Genomic DNA, 20,144 nt, shown 5'->3' with positions numbered 1-20,144 from the left:
AGCAGCGAGGCCCGGCCGCCCCGGCACTCGCGCCGGCGGCCATGCTGGGGTTAGGATCGGGGAGAGAGAGAGGGGGCTGCGGTTGCGGCCTGGGGAGAAGGGATGTCAGTTGCAGGAAAGATCCTGGGCAGCATGTTGCTGGTCTCGGGAACGGCCCCGGTGTGGGCCGCGCCGGCGGTGCCGGCACCACAGGAGTTCTACTTCGACAGCGATGCGGCCGCCGTGCCCATGATCGTGGTCCAGTCCGACGGGGATGAGCTGGTGGCGCAGCTGCTCAAGCAGCGCGAGCGCGGCCGGCGGACCGTGGAGGCCACCGTGCAGCTGGCGTCGGTGGCCATTGCCCAGGGCCGTACCGAACTGGGTGAACAGCTGTATCGCGAAGCGCTGAAGGATGCGCCGGTGCAGGGCAGCCTGGGCCGTGGCGTGCGCTGGAACTACGGCTGGGACCTGCTGCGTCAGGGCCAGCCCGAAGCCGCCCTGGAGCAATGGCAGGCCGCTGCCGGTGGTTCGCTGAGCAAGCCGGGCTGGTTGCCACCGACCTATGCGCTGGCGCTGTGGCGGGCCGGGCGGAAGCAGGAGGCGGTGCAGTGGTATGCCGCCGCAGTGCGTACCGAGCCGACGCAATGGAGCGACAGCAGCCGCTATGCGCAGTTGTTGCCGTTGTGGCGAGACGACGAGCGTGCCTCGCTGGCGGAAGTGCAGCAGGCGTGGGCGGCCGCGCCGCCGGCCTGGCCCTGAGGGTAGGGGGCGGCCGGGTTGCACCCGGCACCCGCAGAAGCAACAGCCGAAGCAACAGCAACAGCGGGCAATCCGCGGGATGGCGGGGTGGTGTGGGTTGGCAGGACACGCCGTAAACCCCGCTCCGCGGCCCGGCCCAGCCGCTGGAGGCTGGGCGTTCGGGCGCTTGCGAAGCAGTGCTTCGCAAGCAAAGCGCCCTCACCCATGGGGGCTCGATGGCGCCTTGCTCGTGTGCGCAGTCCTGCGCACACGGCAAGACCGGGGTTGGGCGTCCTGACCAACCCGCCCGACGCATGCCTCGGGCCCATGGCGCCAACGGTCCTGCCAACCCACACCGCCCCACCTCTGACGGTTCGACGCTGCTGTTGGTAGGTGTCGACCTTGGGCGACACGGTAGATCCACGCCATGCGTGGATGAATCTGCATCGGAATCGAGTATCCGATATCTGATCGAAAGGCAGCGGAGCGTGGGGTCGGCTCGACAAAAAGGAGCCAGCCAAGCGCGGCTTTTGGTGTTCACAGCCAACCAGCCGCCACGAGGGGCTGCGCCGTTCGCGGGAACCTCAATCGTCCGCGGAAACCGTCCGCCCCGACGCCCATGCCCGCAGTGCCTCTACCTGCTCGGCCATCAGCACCGACAGCGGCCGCGTCGTGCGGATCTCATTCATCAGCAGCTCGGTGTCCAGCGGCCGGCCTTCGGCGTGCGCTGCGTACAGTCCGGCCACGATCGCCTGCTCGATCTCCGCGCCGGAGAAACCATTCGCCGCGGCCGCCAGCGCCGGCAGCGCGAAGTCGTCGCCATTGAGCTGGCGTCGCCCGAGGTGCAGCCGCAGCAGTTCCACGCGCACTTCGGGGGGGGGCAGGTCGACGAAGAAGATCTCGTCGAAACGGCCCTTGCGCAGCAGCTCGGCCGGCAGTTCGTGCACCTGGTTGGCGGTGGCGACGATGAAGACCGGCGCCTTGCGTTCGGCCATCCAGGTCAGCAGGTAGCCGAGCACGCGGCGCGATACGCCACCGTCCTCGCCACCACTGGCCAGGCCTTTCTCGATCTCATCCATCCACAACACGCAGGGCGCCAGCTGCTCGGCCGAGGCCAGCGCCTGGCGCAGGTTGGCCTCGGTCTCGCCGTGGTACTTGTTGTACAGCGCACCCACGTCCAGGCGCAGCAGCGGTACACCGAAGCCGGCGGCGGTGGCCTTGGCCAGCATCGATTTGCCGCAGCCCTGCACGCCCAGCAGCAGCATGCCGCGCGGCGGGTCCAGGCCGGCCGGTGCCGAGCCGGCGATGAAGGCCACCCGGCGCTGGCTGATCCAGCGCTTGAGCCGGTTGGCGCCGGCCACGTCGCCGAAGCGTGCGCTGTCGTGCTCGAAGAACAGGTGGCCGCTGCGGTTGAGCAGCTCGAACTTCAGCCGTGCCAGCTGCGGCAGGTCGTCGTCGCGCAGCGCGCCATCGGCGTAGATCAGCTGGCGGGCAATGCGGCGGGCATCGACCAGGCTCAGGCCCTGCAGGTTCTTCAGGATCTTCTTCACCGCCTCGCTGTCGACCTCGACACGGCGGCCGCCGTGCTCGCGTGCGTAGGCGTCGGCCTCCTCGCGCAGCATCTTCAGCAGGGCGTTGGCATCGGGCAGGCGCGGGTTGAAGCGCACCGCCAGTGCTTCCAGCTCGGCCGGCAGCTCGACCTTGGCGCCGATCAGCACCAGCACGTGCGGCTCGCTGTGGCGGCGCTGGATCAGGTCGCGCAGTGCGCGCTGGTGGCTGGCATAGCCCAGGTAGGGGTGGAAATCGAGCAGCAGGTAGACACCGCGCTGATCAGCCTGGCGGATCATCTGCAGCGCGGCGCTGGCATCGGGCGGGCCGACCGGCGGATCCTCGCGGTCCAGGTCGATGCGGCGCAGGCCCTCGGTGATGGACCAGCGGTGCAGGGCCCGCCACACGTGCATCAGCGTCTGCCGGAACAGTTCAACGATGCGCCCCTCGTCCTGGGTCTCGATGACGATCAGGGGGGTATTGGCGCGGATCAGTGCGCTCAGGTCCTGCAGTTCGCTCATGCCGGTTCGATCCTTCGGGGGCGCCACGATAGCAAAGGCGATGGCCACGGGTTCAGCACGGCGCTACCTCCCGTCACCACCGCCGGTGTACGCTCGGGGCACGTACCCGGAAGCGAGGCTGGCATGAAGACGATCCTGGTGGCCGGTTCCAAGGGCGGGGTGGGCAAGACCACCGTCGCCACCCACCTGGCCGCGTACGCGGCATTGCAGGGCAAGGCCACGGTGATCGCCGATGCCGACCCGCAGGGCTCCAGCACCCGCTGGGCACAACGGCGTGCCGGGCTGGAAAGCGCGGTGCTCCCCATCGATGTGTATCGGAAGAAGCAGTGGGCGCAGAAGCTGCCCGACGGTACCGATACCGTCATCATCGATGCACCCGCCGGCGCGCTGGCCGACGATATCCCCCATTTCCTGGACGCGGCCGACGCCGTGGTGGTGCCGGTGCTGCCCTCGGCGCTGGATATCGAAGCCATCGTCGGCTTCCTCAACAGCCTGGCCCAGAACCCGCGCGTGCACAGCCGCAAGCTGCCGGTAGGGCTGGTCCTCAACCGCACCAAACCCTGGACCCAGACCTCGCAGCAGGCATTGCAGATGCTGGCCGAATGGCCGTACCCGGTGGTCGCGCAGCTGCGTGACAGCCAGAGCTACGTGGTCATGACCGGCCTGGGCCGCAGCCTGTTCGACTATCGCTCCGCCCAGGTGCGCGAACACCAGGCCGACTGGGAGCCGCTGCTGTCCTGGCTCAAGCTTTGATGCCTGCCTCACTTCTCCTGCTGCATCCTCTTCTCCATGGAAACCCGCGATGCGTGAACTGATCCTGCTGCGCCATGCCCATGCCGAACCCGCCGTTTCCGGCCAGGCCGACCTCGACCGGCCGCTGTCGCCGGTAGGGCTGGCCGAAGCTGAAGCCGCCGGCAAGTGGTTGAAGGAAAACAAGCTGCTGCCGGACTGCGTGCTGTGCTCGCCGTCGCGACGTACCCGTGAGACCCTGGAAGCGGTGATGACGGCCATCGGCTATGTCGAGAAGCGCCTGGAAGACCGGATCTACGAAGCCACCCCGGGCACCCTGGCGGCGCTGGTGGACGAGCGTCGCGACCTGGACCGGGTGCTGATCGTGGGCCACAACCCGGGCCTGGAGCAGCTGGTGGCCCTGATGACCGACGGCACCAGCAGCGACTACCGCGGCATGCCGCCGGGCGGCGTGGCCGTCCTCGGCTTCCCGCGCGAGGTCTCGATCGAGCCGGGCGTGGCCAGCCTGAACGCGTTCTGGTGGCCGTGATCCGATGAGCCAGGCGCGGCGCAGCCGCTTCCTGCTGCCCGCGTTGCTGGCGCTTGGCCCGGCCTGGGCCGCCGTGCCCCCACCAACGCCGTTGCCGCCGGTGTCCGCCGAAGCACCGCGGGTAATGCGCCTGGATACCCAGCGCTCGCGGATCGGTTTCGAGGTGCGGACCCGTTTCGGCCAGCGCATCGAAGGCGTATTCCCGCACTTCGAGGGGCGCATCGAGATCCTGTCCGACGGGCGCCACCAGGTGCACCTGAAGATGTTCACCCGTTCGGTGGAGATCCCTGGCAAGGCGCGCTACACCGGCTGGATGCGCGGCGAAGAGTTCTTCGATGCAGGGCGCCATCCGGTGGTCGAGTTCGACTCGCTGCCATACTGGCCGGAGACGGTGGAACAGGGTGGCGACATCAACGGCCGGCTGACCCTGCGCGGCGTCAGCCATCCCGAGTCGCTGCGGGTCGAGAAGGCGGAGTGCGCCCGACCCGGCTATGATTGCGATGTCGTCAGCCGCGGTACCGTGCAGCGAGGCCGGTATGGAATGGACAGCTGGCAGCTAGCCCTGAGTGACCGAGTGACCTTCGTATTACGTGCGCGCCTGAGCGAGGCGCCGAAACCGTGAACCTCCTGCTGCGTATACTGGCGCTGGCAACGGTGTTGCTGGGCAGCGGTTGTGCATCGCTTTCGCATGCCGAGCGCGACCGTGCCGAAGCGATCGCCGTGCAGGCGCGCTCGACCGTGGTCGGCTGCCAGCGCGCCGACCGCTGCGCGCAGGACTCACCGCTGCGTGCGCTGGCCGGCCGGGCGTTCACCGAATCCACCCCCGAACAGCCGCGCCACTACGCCACCCTGCTCGACGAGGGCGAAGGTGCGCTGGTGGCGCGCCTGAACCTGCTGCGCAGCGCTACCCGCAGCATCGACCTGCAGACCTACATCTTCGACAAGGACGACAGCGCCCGGCTGGTCATCGACGAGCTGCTGGCTGCATCGCGGCGCGGGGTGAAGGTGCGCGTGCTGATCGACCAGCTCTCGGCGATCTCCGACCTGCAGATCCTCGGCGCGCTGTCCGGCGCGCACCAGAACTTCCAGCTGCGGGTCTACAACCCGACCTTCGGCAAGGCCCGGCTGAACTACTTCGACTATGCCGGCAGCGTGCTGTGCTGCTTCCGCCGCTTCAACCAGCGCATGCACAACAAGCTGCTGGTGATCGACGATGCGATCGGCGTGGTCGGTGGCCGCAACTACCAGGACGACTATTACGACTGGGACCGCGAGTACAACTTCCGCGACCGCGACGTGCTGATCGCCGGCCCGGAGGCGCGGGCGATGGCCGCCAACTTCGATGCCTTCTGGCATGCCAGGCGCAGCGTGCCGGCCGAGCGCCTGAACGATGTCGGCCGCACCCTGCTGCGCGAGGGCGTGCCGACCCTGCCGCCGGCCAGCTTCCGCCGCCCCGAGCGGGTGCAGCGGGTCAGTGCCGAAGCCAATGACATGGACTTCGTCAGCCGTTCCTTCGTCGATACCGCCTTGCCGGTGGCCTCGGTGCGCTATGTCGCCGACCTGCCACGCAAGCACCGGCGCGAGAAGGCCGATGCGCCACTGGCGGGCCAGCACGTGACCGAGCCGCAGCTGGATGCGCTGATCGCCGGCGCGCAGGAGGAAGTGATCCTGCAGACGCCATACCTGGTGTTGTCCAAGCCGGCGCAGAAGCTGTTCCGCGAGCTGCGCAAGCGCCCGCAGCCGCCGCGGGTGGTGGTGTCCAGCAACAGCCTGGCCGCCACCGACAACCCGATCGTGTATGCGCTGTCGTACAAGTACAAGCGGCGCAACATGCGCGAACTGGGCTTCAACATCTTCGAGTACAAGCCGTTCCCGCTGGATGCACCGGTCGACTACCGCAACCTGCTGCCTGATCCGATCGCCGCGCCCGGGGGTGACGACGACGGCGGGCGCAATCCGCTGATCGGCGGCAGCGCCGCGGGCAGCAATGCCGGCGACAGCCGCGATCGCGATGAGCATCCGGCACCCACCGGCAAGCAGCTGGCGGTGAACCCGCGCACCGGCAGTGCCTACCAGAACGCGCGCGAGCGCCGCCGCGCGGCCGGCAGCGAGGTCGAGACCCGCCTGCTGCGCACCGAGACCCGGCCCTCCTTCCTGGGCAGCAAGGCGGTCAACAAGCCGTTGCCGGTCACCCGCAAGGGCGCGCGCATGGGCCTGCATGCCAAGTCGCTGGTGGTCGACCGCCGCATCGGCGTGGTCGGCACCCACAACTTCGATCCGCGCAGCGAGAACTACAACACCGAAGGTGCGGTGATCATCGATGACCCGGCCTTCGCCGAGCAGCTGGCCGAGAGCATCCTGCGCGATATCCACCCGCAGAACTCGTGGACGGTGGCGCCGCGGGCCAAGCCGCCGGTGCTGTCCGGGCTCAACTACAGCGTCGGCAAGGCCTCCGAGGCACTGCCGATCCTCGACTTCTGGCCGTGGCGCTATGCCACCGGCTACGAGTTCAAGCCCGGCCCGGACTGTCCGCGGCCGCTGCCCCGGCAGGACCCGGACTTCCACCGCTGCTATGTCGCCGTGGGCGATTTCCCCGAGGTCAATGTCGGCCCGAAATGGCTGCTGGTCCGCATGCTCACTGCATTCGGCGCCGGCCTCGTTCCCATCCTCTGAAGGTGCCCGCATGACCCTGGTGTTCCGCGAAGCCGTTTCCCTCGAGCAGCTCAACACGCTCAGCCGCAACACCGCGATCGAGTCGCTGGGCATCGTCTTCAGCGCGGCCGGCGACGATTGGCTGCAGGCCACCATGCCGGTGGACGAGCGCACCCGCCAGCCCTACGGCATCCTGCATGGCGGCGCGTCGGTGGTGCTGGCCGAGACCCTGGGCAGCAGCGCCGGCAACCTGTGCGTGGATACGGCCAAACAGATCTGCGTGGGGCTGGAGATCAACGCCAACCATGTACGCGCCGTTCGCTCGGGCACCGTGACCGGCACCGCACGTGCACTGCACGTCGGCCGCAGCACCCAGCTGTGGGAGATCCGCATCGAGGACGAGCAGGGCCGCCTGGTGTGCATCTCGCGGCTGACCCTGGCGGTGGTGGCGGCCGGCCACGGCTGAGCCCCGGACGGCCGGTGACGGCAGCGGAACCCAGCGTTCCCCGCCGATTGCCCCGGTCGATGGGTGTTATGGCCTAAATCGGCTGGCAGCGATGACGGCCCTCCGGTATCGTGCGCGGATGACTTCCCCCACTCCGGCCCCCCGCGGCGGCGTGGCGCGTGTGTGCCGTTACCTGTACCGCGTACCGCTGCTGTTGGTCCACATCGTTGTGTTCCTGCCGCTCATCCTGATCGGCATGCTTCGGCCGTGGGGCGAACTGCGCGTGGGCGAGGCGACCCTGGGGGCCAAAGTGGTCAACTGGTGGCAGGGCGGGCTGATGTGGATCTTCGGCTTCCGCCTGGTGCAGATCGGTACGCCGTTGCCCGGCGCCGTGCTGTTCGTCGCCAACCACGTCAGCTGGGTCGACATCTGCATCCTGCACAGCCAGCGCATGATGGGCTTCGTCGCCAAGCGCGAGATCGCCAGCTGGCCGTTGGTCGGTTGGCTGGCCGCGCGTGGCCAGACCATCTTCCACCAGCGCGGCAACACCGAATCGCTCGGTGGCGTGATGCAGGTGATGGCCGATCGCCTGCGCGAAGGCAAGGCGGTGGGCGTGTTCCCGGAAGGGCGCACCCGCGGCGGCCACGAAGTAGGCCCGTTCCATGCCCGCATCTTCCAGGCCGCGGTTGAAACCGGCGTGCCGGTGCAGCCGGTGGCACTGGTGTACGGGCTCAAGGGCGATGCGCAGACCATTGTCGCGTTCGGCCCCGGCGAGAGTTTCTTCGCCAATTTCCTGCGCCTGCTCGGTGAGCCGGCGCGGCGTGCAGAAGTGCACTTCCTGGCACCGATCGGTGCGCAGGACCTGGAAGGCCGTCGGCGCATCGCGGAGACGTCGCGCGCGCGCATCGTGGCGGCCATGAGCTCCGAGTGAGGGTGCGGTGGCCCTGATCCCGCCACCCGTCCTGGACGCCGGCACGCCGACGCTGCACGCGGCTGACTACCAGCCGCCGCGCTGGCTGCGCAATCCGCATCTGCAGTCGATGCTCAGCTCCAGCCGCATGCGCCTGCAGCGCGGCCTGCTGCTGCTGGCCGCGACCGGTGCGATCAGCGAAGAACTGATCCTCGACGGCGGTGATGGCGTGCGCCTGCAAGGCTGGCACAGCCACATCGAAGGCCGCGAACCCAAAGGCATGGCCCTTCTGCTGCACGGCTGGGAAGGCAGCGCCGAATCCAGCTACATGCGCATGGCGGCCGCGCGCATGCTCGAACAGGGCTTCGACGTGGTGCGGCTGAATTTCCGCGACCACGGCAATACCCATCATCTCAACCCTGGCATCTTCCACTCCAACCTGATCGACGAAGTGGTGCATGCCGCGGGCGATATCGCCCAGCGCTGGCCGCAGTTGCCGCTGGTGGCCGCCGGTTACTCGCTGGGCGGCAACTTCGTGCTGCGCCTGGCCCTGCGCGCGCCAGCGGCCGGCGTGCCGCTGCTGCGCGTGGCCTCGGTATGCCCGGTGCTGGATCCGGCGCTGACCATGGAGAGCATCGAGAACGGCCCGGCGATGTACGACTGGTACTTCCGCCGCAAGTGGGCCGGTTCGCTGCGGCGCAAGCGCGACCTGTTCCCCGAACTGAGCGACTGCGACGACCGCGTACTGAAACTGGACATCCGCGCGCTGACTGCCTGGCTGGTCGAGCGCCACACCAGTTTCGGTTCGTTGCAGGCCTATTTCGATGGCTACTCGATTGCCGGCGATCGGCTGTCCACGTTGCAGGTGCCTGCCGACATCCTGATGGCGCAGGACGACCCGGTGATCCCCTACGCGACCTTCAGCGACTGGCAGCTGCCGCACCAGGCGCATCTGGAAACCGCCAGCTGGGGCGGACACTGTGGCTTCCTGGAAAACTGGCGCGGTGACGGCTTCTCCGAGCGCTGGGTGGCGCAGCGCCTGCAGCGCGTGCTGCAAGGCTGAACCGGCACGGGCGCGCAGGCCGCTACAATGCGGGTTTGCCCTTGAACCGGACCGCCATGCAAGACCAGATCATCCAAGCGTTGCGCCAGAACGAGGCCGACCAGGCCGTGCAGCTGGCCCAGGCGTGGACCCGTGATGAACCCGGCCAGGCCGAGGCCCACCGCTGGCTGGCGCTTGCGCTGCAGCAGCAGGGCAAGGCCGAGGACGCGATGGAAGCCCTGCAGCAGGCGCTGCAGCTGGCCCCGGACAACGCCCAGCTGCACCTGCAGCACGCCGGCCTGCTGCTGGCCCTGCGCCAGTTCGACGGCGCCGGCGAAGCACTGACGCGCACCACCGGGCTGGACCCGAACGCATTCGCCGCGTACCTGATGCAGGCCCACCTGGCGATCGGTCGCAACGATTTCGATGAAGCGCAGCGCCTGTCCACGCTGGCCTCGCGTGTCGAGCCGGACCACCCGGAGCTGCTGACCATCGATGGCATGATCGCGCTGCGCCGCGATGATGCCGATCGCGCGCTGACGCTGCTGTCGGCCGCCAACCAGGCCCTGCCCAACGACATCCGCGTGCTTTACGCACTGGGCTTCGCCTACCTGGGCAAGAACATGCTGGCCTTCGCCGAGCAGGCGTTCCGCCGCGTGCTGGAACTGAACCCGACCATCGCCTCGTTGCATGGCCTGGTGGTGCAGCTGGCCATGCGCCAGGGCAACCTGGAAGCTGCGGCAGAAGCGATGCAGATCGCGCTGCAGCAGGAAGGCCTGGATACGCCTTCGATGCGCCGCCTGGCTGGTGAACTGGCACTGCGCAGCGGCCAGCCGCTGCAGGCGCTGGAACACCTGCTGCCGTTGCTGGAATCGCTGCCTGATGACCGCGACGTGCTGCAGCTGCTGCTGATGTCCTGGCAGCGCCTGGGTCGCGAAGACGAGGCCCGCGCACGCCTGGATGCCGCCCTGGAGCAGCACCCGCAGCTGCACGACCTGTGGCTGGCACGCCTGGCGGTGGAGGAGGTCGGCAGTGCCACCGCCGCCGCCACGGTCGAGCGCTGGATGGACGCGATGCCGGGCCACCTGCCGGCGCTGGAAGCGCGCCTGCGGCTGCACGACATGGTGGGCGAACACGCGCAGGCCGAAGCGATCGCCGAGCGTATCGTCAGCCTCGAACCGGGCCGTGTCAGTGGCGAAACCCGCCTGGTCGAAGGCCTGCTCCAGCGCGATCCGGCCGCTGCCGTCGCCCGCGTGCAGGCGCTGATCGGCATGGCGCCGGAAGGCCACCGTGCCGACCTGCGCACCTGGCTGGGCGAGATCCAGGATCGCGCCGGGCAGCACGAAGACGCGCTGCAGACCTGGCTTGCCCTGCAGGCCGACCAGGCCCCGCAGCGCCTGCCGCTGCCGCCGCAGGCCAAGGCACCGCCGAGCTGGCCGGACAAGGGCGAGATCGACGGTGATGCCACTTCCGCACCGATCTTCCTGTGGGGTGCGCCGGGGTCGGGCGTGGAGCGCGTGGCGACCGGCCTGGCTGCGGCCAGCCCGGTACTGCGCAGCGACCGCTATACCTCCAACGCACCCGACGACGCGTTCCAGAACTACCACACGCTGCAGGACCTCGCTTCGGGCGTGCTGACGCCGGAGCGGCTGGTGCAGCGCTGGCGCGAACAGCTGCCGTCGCGCGGCGTGCAGGACGACGCGATCATCGACTGGCTGCTGTGGTGGGACAACGCGCTGCTGTGGGCGCTGCGCCCGCAGTTGCCGCAGGGCCGCCTGCTGGTGGTGCTGCGCGATCCGCGCGACATGCTGCTGGACTGGGTGGCCTACGGTGCGGCCGCGCCGCTGGCGATGACCTCGCTGGCCGAAGCCAGCGAATGGCTGGCGCGCGCGCTGGCCCAGGTCGCCGCCCTGCACGAGGACGATCTGTACCCGCAGGTGTTGCTGCGCATCGACCAGATCGGCAACGATCCGCAGGCGATGGCCGAACTGCTGGGCCGACTGTTCGAGCGGCCGATGCCGCCGGCCGCGCAGCTGGGCGCGCCGCGTTTCCCGCCGGGCCACTGGCGCAACTACCGCGACGTGATGAGCGCCGCCTTCGCCAAGCTCACCCCGATCGCGGTGCGCCTGGGTTACCCGGAAGAGTGAGGACACGCCGATGCAACTGAGCAGCCACAGCCTGACCAACGGTGCACCGATCGACCGCGAATTCGCCGCAGGCGATGCCGCGGGCTTCGCACCGGACCGCAATCCGCACCTGGCCTGGAGCGATGTGCCGGATGGCACCCGTTCGTTCCTGCTGGTATGCGTCGATCCGGACGTGCCGACCGTGCCGGAGACGGTCGGCCGCACCGACATGAGCGTGCCACGCGACCAGCCCCGCTGTGATTTCGTGCACTGGGTGATGGCCGATATTCCGGCTTCGGTGCGCGAGATTGCCGCAGGCAGCTGCAGCGACGGCTTCGTGGTGAAGGGCAAGACCACGCCGGCCGGGCCGGCCGGCAGCCGCCAGGGCCTGAACGACTTCACCGGCTGGTTCGCCGGCAACCCGGACATGGCCGGTGACTACCTGGGCTACGACGGCCCCTATCCGCCGTTCAACGACGAGCGCGTGCACCGCTACTTCTTCCGCGTGTTCGCGCTGGACGTGGCATCGCTGCAGCTGCCGGCACGCTTCACCGCCGCCGACGCGTACCGGGCCATGCACGGCCACGTGCTGGCCGAAGCGGCACTGCACGGCACCTACACGTTGAATCCGGCGCTGGGTTGAGGCGGCATAACGGGTCGTGCCGGCCGCTGGCCGGCAACGTCCGTGTGTTGCTGCATTCGCCCGTGGCAGCCGGCCAGCGGCCGGCTCTACCACTGACGAAGACGGGCGACCCTGCGGCCGCCCTTTTCATTCGTCCGTACCGGCTACCGGCGCGAACACCAGCACATCGCCATGCGCATTGCGCAGCAGCAGGCGGCCACGCTCATCCAGCGCAAGCGTCATCTCTGCGCGTGCATTCACCAGCGTGCCGGCGACACGTTCCTGTTCGGCCACCTCGGCCCGCATGCAAGCGGCTGTGGTGATGATGCCGCCCTCAAGAAGCAGCCGGTCACCTTGCAGGTGATAGGTGCTGCTTGACTGGTTGCACAGGTTCAACTCGCTCATGTAGCCGGGTTGGAAGCGCAGCGTGTAGGGCGGTCGACCGCGCACGAACAACGCATCAATGCGCCGGCCCTGCGCGTCGGTGGCGCGCGCGAGTTGCCACGGATGTGCCTCGAGCTGCCCGGTGGTGGGCGTGCTGGCAGCGGCCACATCCGTAGACATGGCCAGCAGCGCGGCAATGATGAGGGCGGGGACGTGCTTCATGCCGATCTCCCTGATGCATGCGGGTAGTGCCGGCCGTTGGCCGGCAACATCCGTGTGTTGGCGGTGCTCCGCAAGGCAGCCGGCCAGCGGCCGGCTCTACCCACCACGAAGAAGGGCGACCTCGCGTCCGCCCTTCAAGAGCCAGCCGACTAACAGTCGGCTCTACATCACTTCTCGATGGCCGACTCGACCACCATGTCCAGCACGTAGGCCTGCGACGGCGCATCGGCCGGTGGGTTCTTCACTTCGTAGCGCTTCACGCGCACTACGTTGCGCACGCCGTCTTCGTGGGTGTAGCCCTCGATGTTGCCGTAGAAGTTCTCGAACTTGCCCGGCTCACCCTGCTTCAGGCCCTTGTCGTCGAACTTCACTTCGCGCACCTGCAGGCACTGGTAGTCCGGAATCAGCGGGTGCGAGCACTTCTCGGTCTTCGCGGCCACTTCCAGGAACACGGTTTCGCCGGCGCCGCCGTAGCGGGTTTCAGCGGTCGGTTCCGGGTTGAACACCAGCACGTCGCCCTTGGCGTTGGTCAGGGTCAGCTTGCCATCGGCATCCTGCTCGGCCTTCAGTTCGCCCTGCAGGCGGCTCGACACGGCTTCGTCCAGCGCCATCAGCGCCTTGTCGGTGCAGGCCATCATGGTCGAGGCCATCGCACTGACCGTCAGCTTGCCGTCGGCCAGGGTGTAGCCGCCGCCCATGCGGTTGCAGGTGTTGCTGACCGACAGTCGGCTATCAGCGAAGTCCAGGGTGACCGGCTTGTCTTCGCGGGCGAACAGCGCGTCGATGCGCTTGCCGTCGGCGCCGGTGGCCTGCTGCAGCAGCCAGTGCTGGCTCTGCAGGCGCTGCGCATCCAGGTGCGCCAGCGTCTGCTGGTCCGCTGCCTTGGTCGCGGCCGGGGCCACGTCGTCGCCGCCATTGCCGGCCGGGGCCGGGGTCTGGCTGCAGGCGGCCATCAGGGCCAGCGGGAGGAGCAGGGTGAGCTTGCGGTTCATGGTGATTCTCCTTGGGGAACCGTGGGGGAAACGGGGTGGGGCCGGCCATGGGGTTACCGTGCCCCAGTGCTGTTCAGCTGCCGGAGGGCAACCACAGCAGCAGCGCCGCGCCCAGCGCGATGCGGTAGAGGGCGAAGGCGGTGAACCGGTGCGACTTGATGTAGCCCATCAGCCACTTCACTACGACGAAGCCGGTGATGGCCGCGGCAAGGAAGGCCACGCCCACCTCGGTCCAGTTCTCGCTGCCCAGCTGCCCGTCCCTGGCCAGTTCCAGGAAGGTGTAGGCGCTGGCGGCGAACATGGTGGGAATGCCGACCAGGAACACGAACTCGGCGGCAGCGGCGCGGCGGCTCAGGCCCAGCAGCATGGCCAGGAAGATCGCCGAGGCCGAGCGCGAGGTACCGGGGAACACGCCCGCCACCACCTGCGCCAGGCCGACGCCGATCGCCACGGTCCAGGTCACCTGGTCGCGGTCGGGCAGGCGCGCGGTGTAGGCCTCCACCAGCAGCATCCAGACGCCACCGACGATCAGTGCCCAGGCCACCGGGCTGACCGTCTCCGGCAGCGACCAGCCGGCCTTGCGCACCACTAGGCCGACCACGGCGGTGACCAGGAAGGCGGCGCCCAGCTTGAACACGTACTCACGGTTCTCGCGTTGGTTCAAGCCGGTGGCCAGCTGCAGCAGGCGCTGGCGAAACACCAGCACCACGGCCACGATCGCGCCGGCCTGGATGACGATGTTGAAGAAGTCCGAGCGGGCACCCAGCCAGTGCTGGGCGATGAGCAGGTGCCCGGTGCTGGAGATCGGCAGGAATTCGGTCAAGCCTTCGAGGATGCCCAGCAGCAGGGCGGAGAGCAGGTCGGACATGGACGGTGCGGGCACGGGCGGCGGAAGGAAGAAGGTCGAGAGGATAGACGATCCCTGCTGCACCAAACGGGTGCGTCTGATGGCGGGTGCACCGGTTTGGTGCGCACCGTTCTGCACCGGCGCGGGGCAGCCATATTGAAATCAACAACTTGCGGGTATCAAAAAGTTGGCACGGTCATTGCTGTACCTCAGCAGGCATTCATCCCCATCCGAGGTCGTACCGATGTCCGTGGAAAACGTTGAGAAGCTGATCAAGGACAACCAGATCGAGTTCGTCGATCTGCGTTTCGTGGACATGCGTGGCGTCGAGCAGCACGTCACCTTCCCGGTCAGCATCGTCGAACCGTCGCTGTTCGAAGAAGGCAAGATGTTCGACGGCAGCTCGATCGCCGGCTGGAAGGGCATCAACGAATCGGACATGGTGCTGCTGCCGGACCCGTCCAGCGCCTACGTCGATCCGTTCTACGCCGATCCGACCCTGGTGATCAGCTGTGACATCCTCGATCCGGCCACCATGCAGGCCTATGGCCGCTGCCCGCGCGGCATCGCCAAGCGTGCCGAGGCCTACCTGAAGTCCTCCGGCATCGCCGAAACCGCGTTTTTCGGCCCGGAGCCGGAGTTCTTCATCTTCGACTCGGTCCGTTTCGCCAACGAAATGGGCAACACCTTCTTCAAGGTCGACTCGGAAGAAGCGGCGTGGAACAGCGGCGCCAAGTATGACGGCGCCAACAGCGGCTACCGTCCGGGCGTGAAGGGCGGCTACTTCCCCGTCCCGCCGACCGACACCCTGCACGACCTGCGCGCGGAAATGTGCAAGACCCTGGAACAGGTCGGCATCGAAGTGGAAGTGCAGCACCACGAAGTGGCCACCGCCGGCCAGTGCGAGATCGGCACCAAGTTCAGCACCCTGGTGCAGAAGGCCGACGAGCTGCTGCGCATGAAGTACGTCATCAAGAACGTCGCGCACCGCAACGGCAAGACCGTTACCTTCATGCCCAAGCCGATCGTCGGCGACAACGGCAGCGGCATGCATGTGCACCAGTCGCTGTCCAAGGGCGGCACCAACCTGTTCTCCGGTGACGGCTACGGTGGCCTGAGCCAGCTGGCGCTGTGGTACATCGGCGGCATCTTCAAGCACGCCAAGGCCATCAATGCCTTCGCCAACTCGGGCACCAACAGCTACAAGCGCCTGGTGCCGGGCTTCGAGGCGCCGGTGATGCTGGCCTATTCGGCCCGCAACCGTTCGGCCTCGTGCCGCATTCCGTGGGTGTCCAACCCGAAGGCGCGCCGCATCGAAATGCGCTTCCCGGATCCGATCCAGTCCGGTTACCTGACCTTCACCGCGCTGATGATGGCCGGCCTGGACGGCATCAAGAACCAGATCGACCCGGGTGCACCGAGCGACAAGGACCTGTACGACCTGCCGCCGGAGGAAGAGAAGCTGATCCCGCAGGTCTGCTCCTCGCTGGACCAGGCGCTGGAAGCGCTGGACAAGGACCGCGAGTTCCTCAAGGCCGGTGGCGTGATGAGCGATGACTTCATCGACGGCTACATCGCGCTGAAGATGCAGGAAGTGACCAAGTTCCGCGCGGCCACCCACCCGCTGGAATACCAGCTGTACTACGCCAGCTGACCGGGCGCGATGGCGGTGGGTCCCCCCTCCCACCCGCCGCCATCGCTTCCGTTCTCGCGGCTGGGGAGCCGCAAGGCGGGCGCAGGCCCGCCGTTGTAGAGCGGGTCGCTGGCCCGCTGCAGTACAGCGGACTGCCGGTCCGCTGAAACAGGGGCAAGAGAGACCGGATACGCGACCAGGGCCGCCCTCCCTCCCGCGTCGGTCGTGCAAGGAGAGAGGCACGGCCGTCCCGGCCCTGTACGTGTCCGGTGCAACAGCCACGGTCATCACCCTGATGACCTGTGGTTGCCTGATGCCAACGCGCGCTGGCGCGCTGGCCCCATCCACCATCGGGACATGCGCATGAAACTGATCTCCGCCATCATCCGACCGTTCAAGCTCGACGAGGTCCGCGAGGCCCTGTCCGATGCAGGCGTGTCGGGCATCACCGTGACCGAAGTGAAAGGTTTCGGTCGCCAGAAGGGCCACACCGAGCTGTATCGCGGCGCCGAGTACGTCGTCGATTTCCTGCCCAAGATCAAGATCGAAACGGTGGTCACCGACGAGCGTTCCGACGCGGTGATCGAAGCGATCCAGTCGTCGGCAGGCACCGGCAAGATCGGTGACGGCAAGATCTTCGTCACCGCCGTTGAACAGGTCATCCGCATCCGCACCGGCGAAATCGGTGCCGACGCGCTGTAACCCCCTTCCGGAGATTCCCCCCATGAAGATGCGCCTTCTCACCGGGTGGCAAGCCCGGTTCCACCTGGTGTGCCTGCTGATGCTGCTCAGCGCGCTGGCCGCCGGTGCCTGGCCGGGCAGCGCCCACGCCCAGGCCCAGGTCTCGCCGTTGCCGAGCGAAAGCGTGGCGGTCGAGCCGTTGCACGATCCGGCCGCCAGCGCCGCTGCGCCGGCCGTGGCCGAAGCGGCCGCCGCGTATGATCGTGGCGACGTCGCCTGGATGCTTACCTCCACGTTGCTGGTGCTGCTGATGGTGGTGCCGGGCCTGGCCCTGTTCTACGGCGGGCTGGTGCGTTCGAAGAATGTGCTGTCGGTGCTCAGCCAGATCCTGGTGGTGTTCTCGCTGGTGCTGCTGCTGTGGGTGGCCTATGGCTACAGCGCGGTGTTCAGCGCCGGCAATCCATTCTTCGGTTCGTTCACCGAGTTCGCCTTCCTCAAGGGCTTCACCCCGGAGTCGGTGGGCAACACGCCGATCAAGGGCCTGCCGGATTACCTGTTCGTCGCCTTCCAGTCGACCTTCGCCGGCATCACCACCGCGCTGATCGTCGGTGCCTTCGCCGAGCGCATCAAGTTCCGTGCGGTACTGCTGTTCTCGGCACTGTGGTTCACCCTCAGCTACATCCCAATGGCACACATCGTCTGGGGCGGCGGCTACCTGGGTGAACTGGGCGCGATCGACTTCGCCGGTGGCACCGTGGTGCACATCAATGCGGGCGTGGCCGGCCTGGTCGGCGCGTGGTTCGTCGGCAAGCGCCTGGGCTACGGCCAGACCGCGCTGAAGCCGCACAACGTGCCGTTTACCTACATCGGCGCGATGCTGCTGTGGGTGGGCTGGTTCGGCTTCAATGCTGGTTCCGCCGCCGCCGCCGATACGGTGGCCTCGCTGGCTTTCCTCAACACCGTGCTGGCCACCGCTGCTGCCGTGCTTGGCTGGACCCTGATGGAGGCGATCGGCAAGGGCAAGCCGTCGGCGCTGGGCGCGGCCTCGGGTGCGGTGGCCGGGCTGGTCGGCATCACACCGGCCTGCGGCACGGTTGGCCCGCTCGGTGCGATCGTGATCGGCTTCGTCGCCGGCATGGTCTGCGTGTGGGGCGTGACCGGCCTCAAGCGCCTGCTCAAAGTGGACGACACGGCCGACGTGTTCGGTGTGCATGGTGTCGGCGGCATCGTCGGCGCGATCCTCACCGGCGTGTTCAGTGCACAGTCGCTGGGCGGCACCAAGGCCGATCTGGATATCGCCCACCAGGTGTGGGTGCAGGTGGTCGGCGTCGGCTTGACCGTACTGTGGTCGGCGGTGGTGACCGCAGTCATCCTGCTGGTGGTCAAGCTCGTGGTCGGCCTGCGCGTGACCGAGGAAGCAGAGCGCACCGGCCTGGATGTGACTTCGCACGGCGAATCGGCGTACGAGGCCTGACCGGCTTCACGGTTTCGCGGACGCCTCGTTACTGCCGTCGCACAGGCAGTAGCGGGCGTCCGCCCTCGGCGGCCCTAGGGCCGCCGATGTCTATCCACCGGCTGGCAGCGTCGGAGCAGATTCCGATGGCCGCCGGCTGCCAGAAGCCGCCTCGTCGGACATCACACTTTGCTGGGCAAGGCTTTGGCCCGCATAGCTTGCCGGCTCTGTCGCCTTCCATGCGATTCCCCTAAAGTGCGGCCTCTTCCAGCCGAATACTCGTCGGACTGGCAGTTATCCGCAGGGAAAGAGCATCGTGAAACAGGGACGTAAGGTACGCAGCCGCGCGTTGCGGTGGCGGTTGTCCGTGGGCGTGGGATTGGCCATCGCCGGCCTCCAGGCGCCGGCATGGGCGCAGACGGTGTCGCCGGAGCAGGAACTGCTCCGGCAGCAGGAGCGCGAGCGCCTCCTGCGTGAACAGCAGGAGTCCACGCCGGACGTCCGCCTGCAGCCGGCTACCGAAGACCTCGGCCACCTGCCGGTGGAGGAGTCACCGTGCTTCACCATCAACGCCATCGCGCTGCAGGGGGATCTTGCGGACCGCTTCCGCTGGGCGCTGGCGGCAGCTGATCCCCGCAGCGATCCCGCCACCGGGCGCTGCTTGGGTACGGGCGGCGTGGACGTCGTAATGAAGCGCGTTCAGAACGCGATCATCGAGCGTGGCTACGTCACCACCCGCATCCTGGCCGCACCGCAGGACCTGAAGGCCGGCATCCTGACGCTCACGGTCGTGCCAGGGCGCGTCAACGCCATCCGCTTCGCCGATGGAAAAGGCCGCACCCCCGCCCTCTGGAACGCGATGCCGGTGACGCGCGGCGAGGTGCTGAACCTGCGTGACATCGAGCAGGCGCTGGAGAACCTGCAACGCGTGCCGACCGCCTCGGTGGACATACAGATCGCGCCACCAGCCGACGGCGCGGCCGCCAAACCCGGCGAAAGCGACCTGGTGATCAGCTGGAAGCAGGCGCGCCTGGTACGGGTCAATCTGACCCTGGACGATGCCGGCAGCCAGAGCACGGGCAAGATGCAGGCCGGTGCCACGGTGTCGGTGGACAATCCTGCGGGCCTGAGCGATCTGTTCTACATCAACGTGGGCAGATCGGTGTTCAATGGCAGCGAACGTGGCACCGACAGCTGGGCAGCGCACTACAGCCTGCCGCTGGGCGGTTGGTTGCTGGGCGCCAATGCCAGCAAGTACGACTATGAGCAGACCGTTGCCGGTGCGTTCGAGAACTACGTCTACAGCGGCTCCAGCCGCAATGCGGAACTGCGTTTGACCCGCATGCTGTTCCGCAATGCGCACGCCAAGACCAGCATGTACGCGCGTGGCTGGTATCGCGAATCGGACAACTTCATCAACGACACCGAGATCGAAGTGCAGCGCCGCCGCATGGCCGGCTGGGAGCTGGGCCTGGGCCACCGTCACTTCATCGGCAAGGCGACGCTGGATGTGAACCTGGCGTACCGCAAGGGTACCGGTGCCTTCAACGCGTTGCGTGCACCGGAAGAGGCCTTTGGCGAAGGCACGGCGCATGGCCGCATCTATACCGCGGACGCGCAGCTGGTCCTGCCCCTTCAGTGGGGCAAGCAGAGCCTGCGCTACATCGGCAGCTGGCGCGCGCAGTGGAACCGCTCGCCATTGGTGCCGCAGGACCGGTTCTCCATTGGTGGCCGCTACACCGTGCGTGGCTTTGATGGCGAAATGTCGCTGACCGGTGAGCGTGGCTGGTTGCTGCGCAATGAAGTGGGCGTGCCCCTGGGCGGCGGCGTGGAGGCCTACGTTGCCGTTGATCACGGGCGTGTTGCCGGCCCGTCCACGGCGCGATTGCTGGGCAACCGGCTCACCGGTACCGCGCTCGGACTTCGCGGTGGCACCCGCCACATCAACTGGGATGCGTTCGTCGGCAGCCCGCTGTCCAAGCCACGTGGTTTCCAGACCGCCTACACCACGTTCGGAATGAACGTGGGCGTCTCGTTCTGACACCTGCACATGACCGGCCTGCGCAGTCC

At 67.9% G+C, this 20,144-nt stretch carries 18 protein-coding genes; 14 read left to right on the top strand and 4 right to left on the bottom strand.

Features of this window, described 5'->3' with window-relative positions:
• Positions 1–102: 102 nt before the first annotated feature.
• Complete coding sequence (locus AC5P8U_RS12890; RefSeq protein WP_061479389.1) at positions 103–738, top strand: tetratricopeptide repeat protein; 636 nt, start codon at positions 103–105, stop codon at positions 736–738.
• A 563-nt stretch (positions 739–1,301) separates the two neighbouring features.
• On the opposite strand, the gene AC5P8U_RS12885 is transcribed toward AC5P8U_RS12890, so the two are convergent.
• Entirely contained in the window at positions 1,302–2,786 is a 1,485-nt protein-coding gene (locus AC5P8U_RS12885; protein ID WP_088496481.1) for an AAA family ATPase, read from the bottom strand.
• Between the two features lie 123 nt (positions 2,787–2,909).
• Between AC5P8U_RS12885 and AC5P8U_RS12880 the strand changes: the two genes are divergently transcribed.
• The 9 genes from AC5P8U_RS12880 (at position 2,910) to AC5P8U_RS12840 (ending at position 11,883) form a co-directional block, all read left to right on the top strand.
• Positions 2,910–3,539 (top strand): nucleotide-binding protein, encoded by a 630-nt coding sequence (locus tag AC5P8U_RS12880; RefSeq protein ID WP_005420986.1) that lies wholly within the window; start codon positions 2,910–2,912, stop codon positions 3,537–3,539.
• A gap of 49 nt (positions 3,540–3,588) precedes the next feature.
• Positions 3,589–4,065 carry a SixA phosphatase family protein gene (locus tag AC5P8U_RS12875; RefSeq protein WP_061479387.1) on the top strand — a complete coding sequence of 159 codons (477 nt, stop codon included), beginning with the start codon at positions 3,589–3,591 and terminating at the stop codon, positions 4,063–4,065.
• A gap of 4 nt (positions 4,066–4,069) precedes the next feature.
• A complete protein-coding gene (locus AC5P8U_RS12870; RefSeq protein WP_065178694.1) occupies positions 4,070–4,687 on the top strand; it encodes a YceI family protein in 618 nt (205 codons plus the stop codon).
• Complete coding sequence (locus AC5P8U_RS12865) at positions 4,684–6,738, top strand: phospholipase D family protein (protein WP_447896887.1); 2,055 nt, start codon at positions 4,684–4,686, stop codon at positions 6,736–6,738. Before AC5P8U_RS12870 ends, AC5P8U_RS12865 begins: the two co-directional genes overlap by 4 nt.
• 10 nt (positions 6,739–6,748) lie before the next feature.
• Entirely contained in the window at positions 6,749–7,183 is a 435-nt protein-coding gene (locus AC5P8U_RS12860; protein WP_049414459.1) for a hotdog fold thioesterase, read from the top strand.
• Positions 7,184–7,301: 118 nt separating this feature from the next.
• The gene (locus AC5P8U_RS12855) at positions 7,302–8,093 is read left to right on the top strand and encodes a lysophospholipid acyltransferase family protein (protein WP_061479384.1); all 792 of its coding nucleotides are present in this window, start codon (positions 7,302–7,304) and stop codon (positions 8,091–8,093) included.
• 52 nt (positions 8,094–8,145) lie between these two features.
• Positions 8,146–9,135, top strand: a complete 990-nt coding sequence (locus AC5P8U_RS12850) for a YheT family hydrolase (RefSeq protein WP_050562730.1) — start codon at positions 8,146–8,148, stop codon at positions 9,133–9,135.
• A gap of 56 nt (positions 9,136–9,191) precedes the next feature.
• On the top strand, positions 9,192–11,261 hold the full coding sequence (locus AC5P8U_RS12845; RefSeq protein ID WP_072167383.1) for a tetratricopeptide repeat protein: 2,070 nt from the start codon (positions 9,192–9,194) through the stop codon (positions 11,259–11,261).
• A 10-nt stretch (positions 11,262–11,271) separates the two neighbouring features.
• Positions 11,272–11,883: a YbhB/YbcL family Raf kinase inhibitor-like protein gene (locus tag AC5P8U_RS12840; RefSeq protein ID WP_088496479.1), complete on the top strand. Its 612-nt coding sequence runs from the start codon at positions 11,272–11,274 to the stop codon at positions 11,881–11,883.
• 126 nt (positions 11,884–12,009) lie between these two features.
• Here AC5P8U_RS12840 and AC5P8U_RS12835 read toward each other — a convergent pair whose 3' ends face one another.
• The 3 genes from AC5P8U_RS12835 to AC5P8U_RS12825 form a co-directional block, all read right to left on the bottom strand.
• A complete protein-coding gene (locus tag AC5P8U_RS12835) occupies positions 12,010–12,468 on the bottom strand; it encodes an META domain-containing protein (protein ID WP_072167381.1) in 459 nt (152 codons plus the stop codon).
• Positions 12,469–12,635: 167 nt separating this feature from the next.
• The gene (locus AC5P8U_RS12830) at positions 12,636–13,460 is read right to left on the bottom strand and encodes an META domain-containing protein (RefSeq protein ID WP_495214174.1); all 825 of its coding nucleotides are present in this window, start codon (positions 13,458–13,460) and stop codon (positions 12,636–12,638) included.
• 73 nt (positions 13,461–13,533) lie between these two features.
• On the bottom strand, positions 13,534–14,328 hold the full coding sequence (locus AC5P8U_RS12825; RefSeq protein WP_495214173.1) for an undecaprenyl-diphosphate phosphatase: 795 nt from the start codon (positions 14,326–14,328) through the stop codon (positions 13,534–13,536).
• A gap of 223 nt (positions 14,329–14,551) precedes the next feature.
• Here AC5P8U_RS12825 and glnA point away from each other — a divergent pair, with 223 nt between their 5' ends.
• From glnA to AC5P8U_RS12805, 4 genes are all read left to right on the top strand, one after another.
• Complete coding sequence (gene glnA / locus AC5P8U_RS12820; protein WP_019661939.1) at positions 14,552–15,961, top strand: type I glutamate--ammonia ligase; 1,410 nt, start codon at positions 14,552–14,554, stop codon at positions 15,959–15,961.
• A gap of 342 nt (positions 15,962–16,303) precedes the next feature.
• Complete coding sequence (locus tag AC5P8U_RS12815) at positions 16,304–16,642, top strand: P-II family nitrogen regulator (protein ID WP_447896888.1); 339 nt, start codon at positions 16,304–16,306, stop codon at positions 16,640–16,642.
• A 22-nt stretch (positions 16,643–16,664) separates the two neighbouring features.
• On the top strand, positions 16,665–18,095 hold the full coding sequence (amt, locus tag AC5P8U_RS12810; RefSeq protein ID WP_447896889.1) for an ammonium transporter: 1,431 nt from the start codon (positions 16,665–16,667) through the stop codon (positions 18,093–18,095).
• A 295-nt stretch (positions 18,096–18,390) separates the two neighbouring features.
• A complete protein-coding gene (locus AC5P8U_RS12805; protein WP_171956321.1) occupies positions 18,391–20,115 on the top strand; it encodes a ShlB/FhaC/HecB family hemolysin secretion/activation protein in 1,725 nt (574 codons plus the stop codon).
• Positions 20,116–20,144: the final 29 nt, after the last annotated feature.

The organism is Stenotrophomonas sp. YJH_SMC_81 (assembly GCF_059370875.1).
Note: the sequence above shows the minus strand (reverse complement) of the source record. Positions and strands in the feature narration are given on the sequence as shown.

Excerpts from the sequence above, each read along its gene's own strand:
- AC5P8U_RS12830 (WP_495214174.1), bottom strand. The coding sequence starts at position 13,460 with ATGAACCGCAAGCTCACCCTGCTCCTCCCGCTGGCCCTGATGGCCGCC.
- glnA (WP_019661939.1), top strand. The coding sequence starts at position 14,552 with ATGTCCGTGGAAAACGTTGAGAAGCTGATCAAGGACAACCAGATCGAG.
- AC5P8U_RS12825 (WP_495214173.1), bottom strand. The coding sequence starts at position 14,328 with ATGTCCGACCTGCTCTCCGCCCTGCTGCTGGGCATCCTCGAAGGCTTG.
- amt (WP_447896889.1), top strand. The coding sequence starts at position 16,665 with ATGAAGATGCGCCTTCTCACCGGGTGGCAAGCCCGGTTCCACCTGGTG.
- AC5P8U_RS12815 (WP_447896888.1), top strand. The coding sequence starts at position 16,304 with ATGAAACTGATCTCCGCCATCATCCGACCGTTCAAGCTCGACGAGGTC.
- AC5P8U_RS12875 (WP_061479387.1), top strand. The coding sequence starts at position 3,589 with ATGCGTGAACTGATCCTGCTGCGCCATGCCCATGCCGAACCCGCCGTT.
- AC5P8U_RS12870 (WP_065178694.1), top strand. The coding sequence starts at position 4,070 with ATGAGCCAGGCGCGGCGCAGCCGCTTCCTGCTGCCCGCGTTGCTGGCG.
- AC5P8U_RS12840 (WP_088496479.1), top strand. The coding sequence starts at position 11,272 with ATGCAACTGAGCAGCCACAGCCTGACCAACGGTGCACCGATCGACCGC.
- AC5P8U_RS12880 (WP_005420986.1), top strand. The coding sequence starts at position 2,910 with ATGAAGACGATCCTGGTGGCCGGTTCCAAGGGCGGGGTGGGCAAGACC.
- AC5P8U_RS12890 (WP_061479389.1), top strand. The coding sequence starts at position 103 with ATGTCAGTTGCAGGAAAGATCCTGGGCAGCATGTTGCTGGTCTCGGGA.
- AC5P8U_RS12885 (WP_088496481.1), bottom strand. The coding sequence starts at position 2,786 with ATGAGCGAACTGCAGGACCTGAGCGCACTGATCCGCGCCAATACCCCC.
- AC5P8U_RS12855 (WP_061479384.1), top strand. The coding sequence starts at position 7,302 with ATGACTTCCCCCACTCCGGCCCCCCGCGGCGGCGTGGCGCGTGTGTGC.
- AC5P8U_RS12860 (WP_049414459.1), top strand. The coding sequence starts at position 6,749 with ATGACCCTGGTGTTCCGCGAAGCCGTTTCCCTCGAGCAGCTCAACACG.
- AC5P8U_RS12835 (WP_072167381.1), bottom strand. The coding sequence starts at position 12,468 with ATGAAGCACGTCCCCGCCCTCATCATTGCCGCGCTGCTGGCCATGTCT.
- AC5P8U_RS12845 (WP_072167383.1), top strand. The coding sequence starts at position 9,192 with ATGCAAGACCAGATCATCCAAGCGTTGCGCCAGAACGAGGCCGACCAG.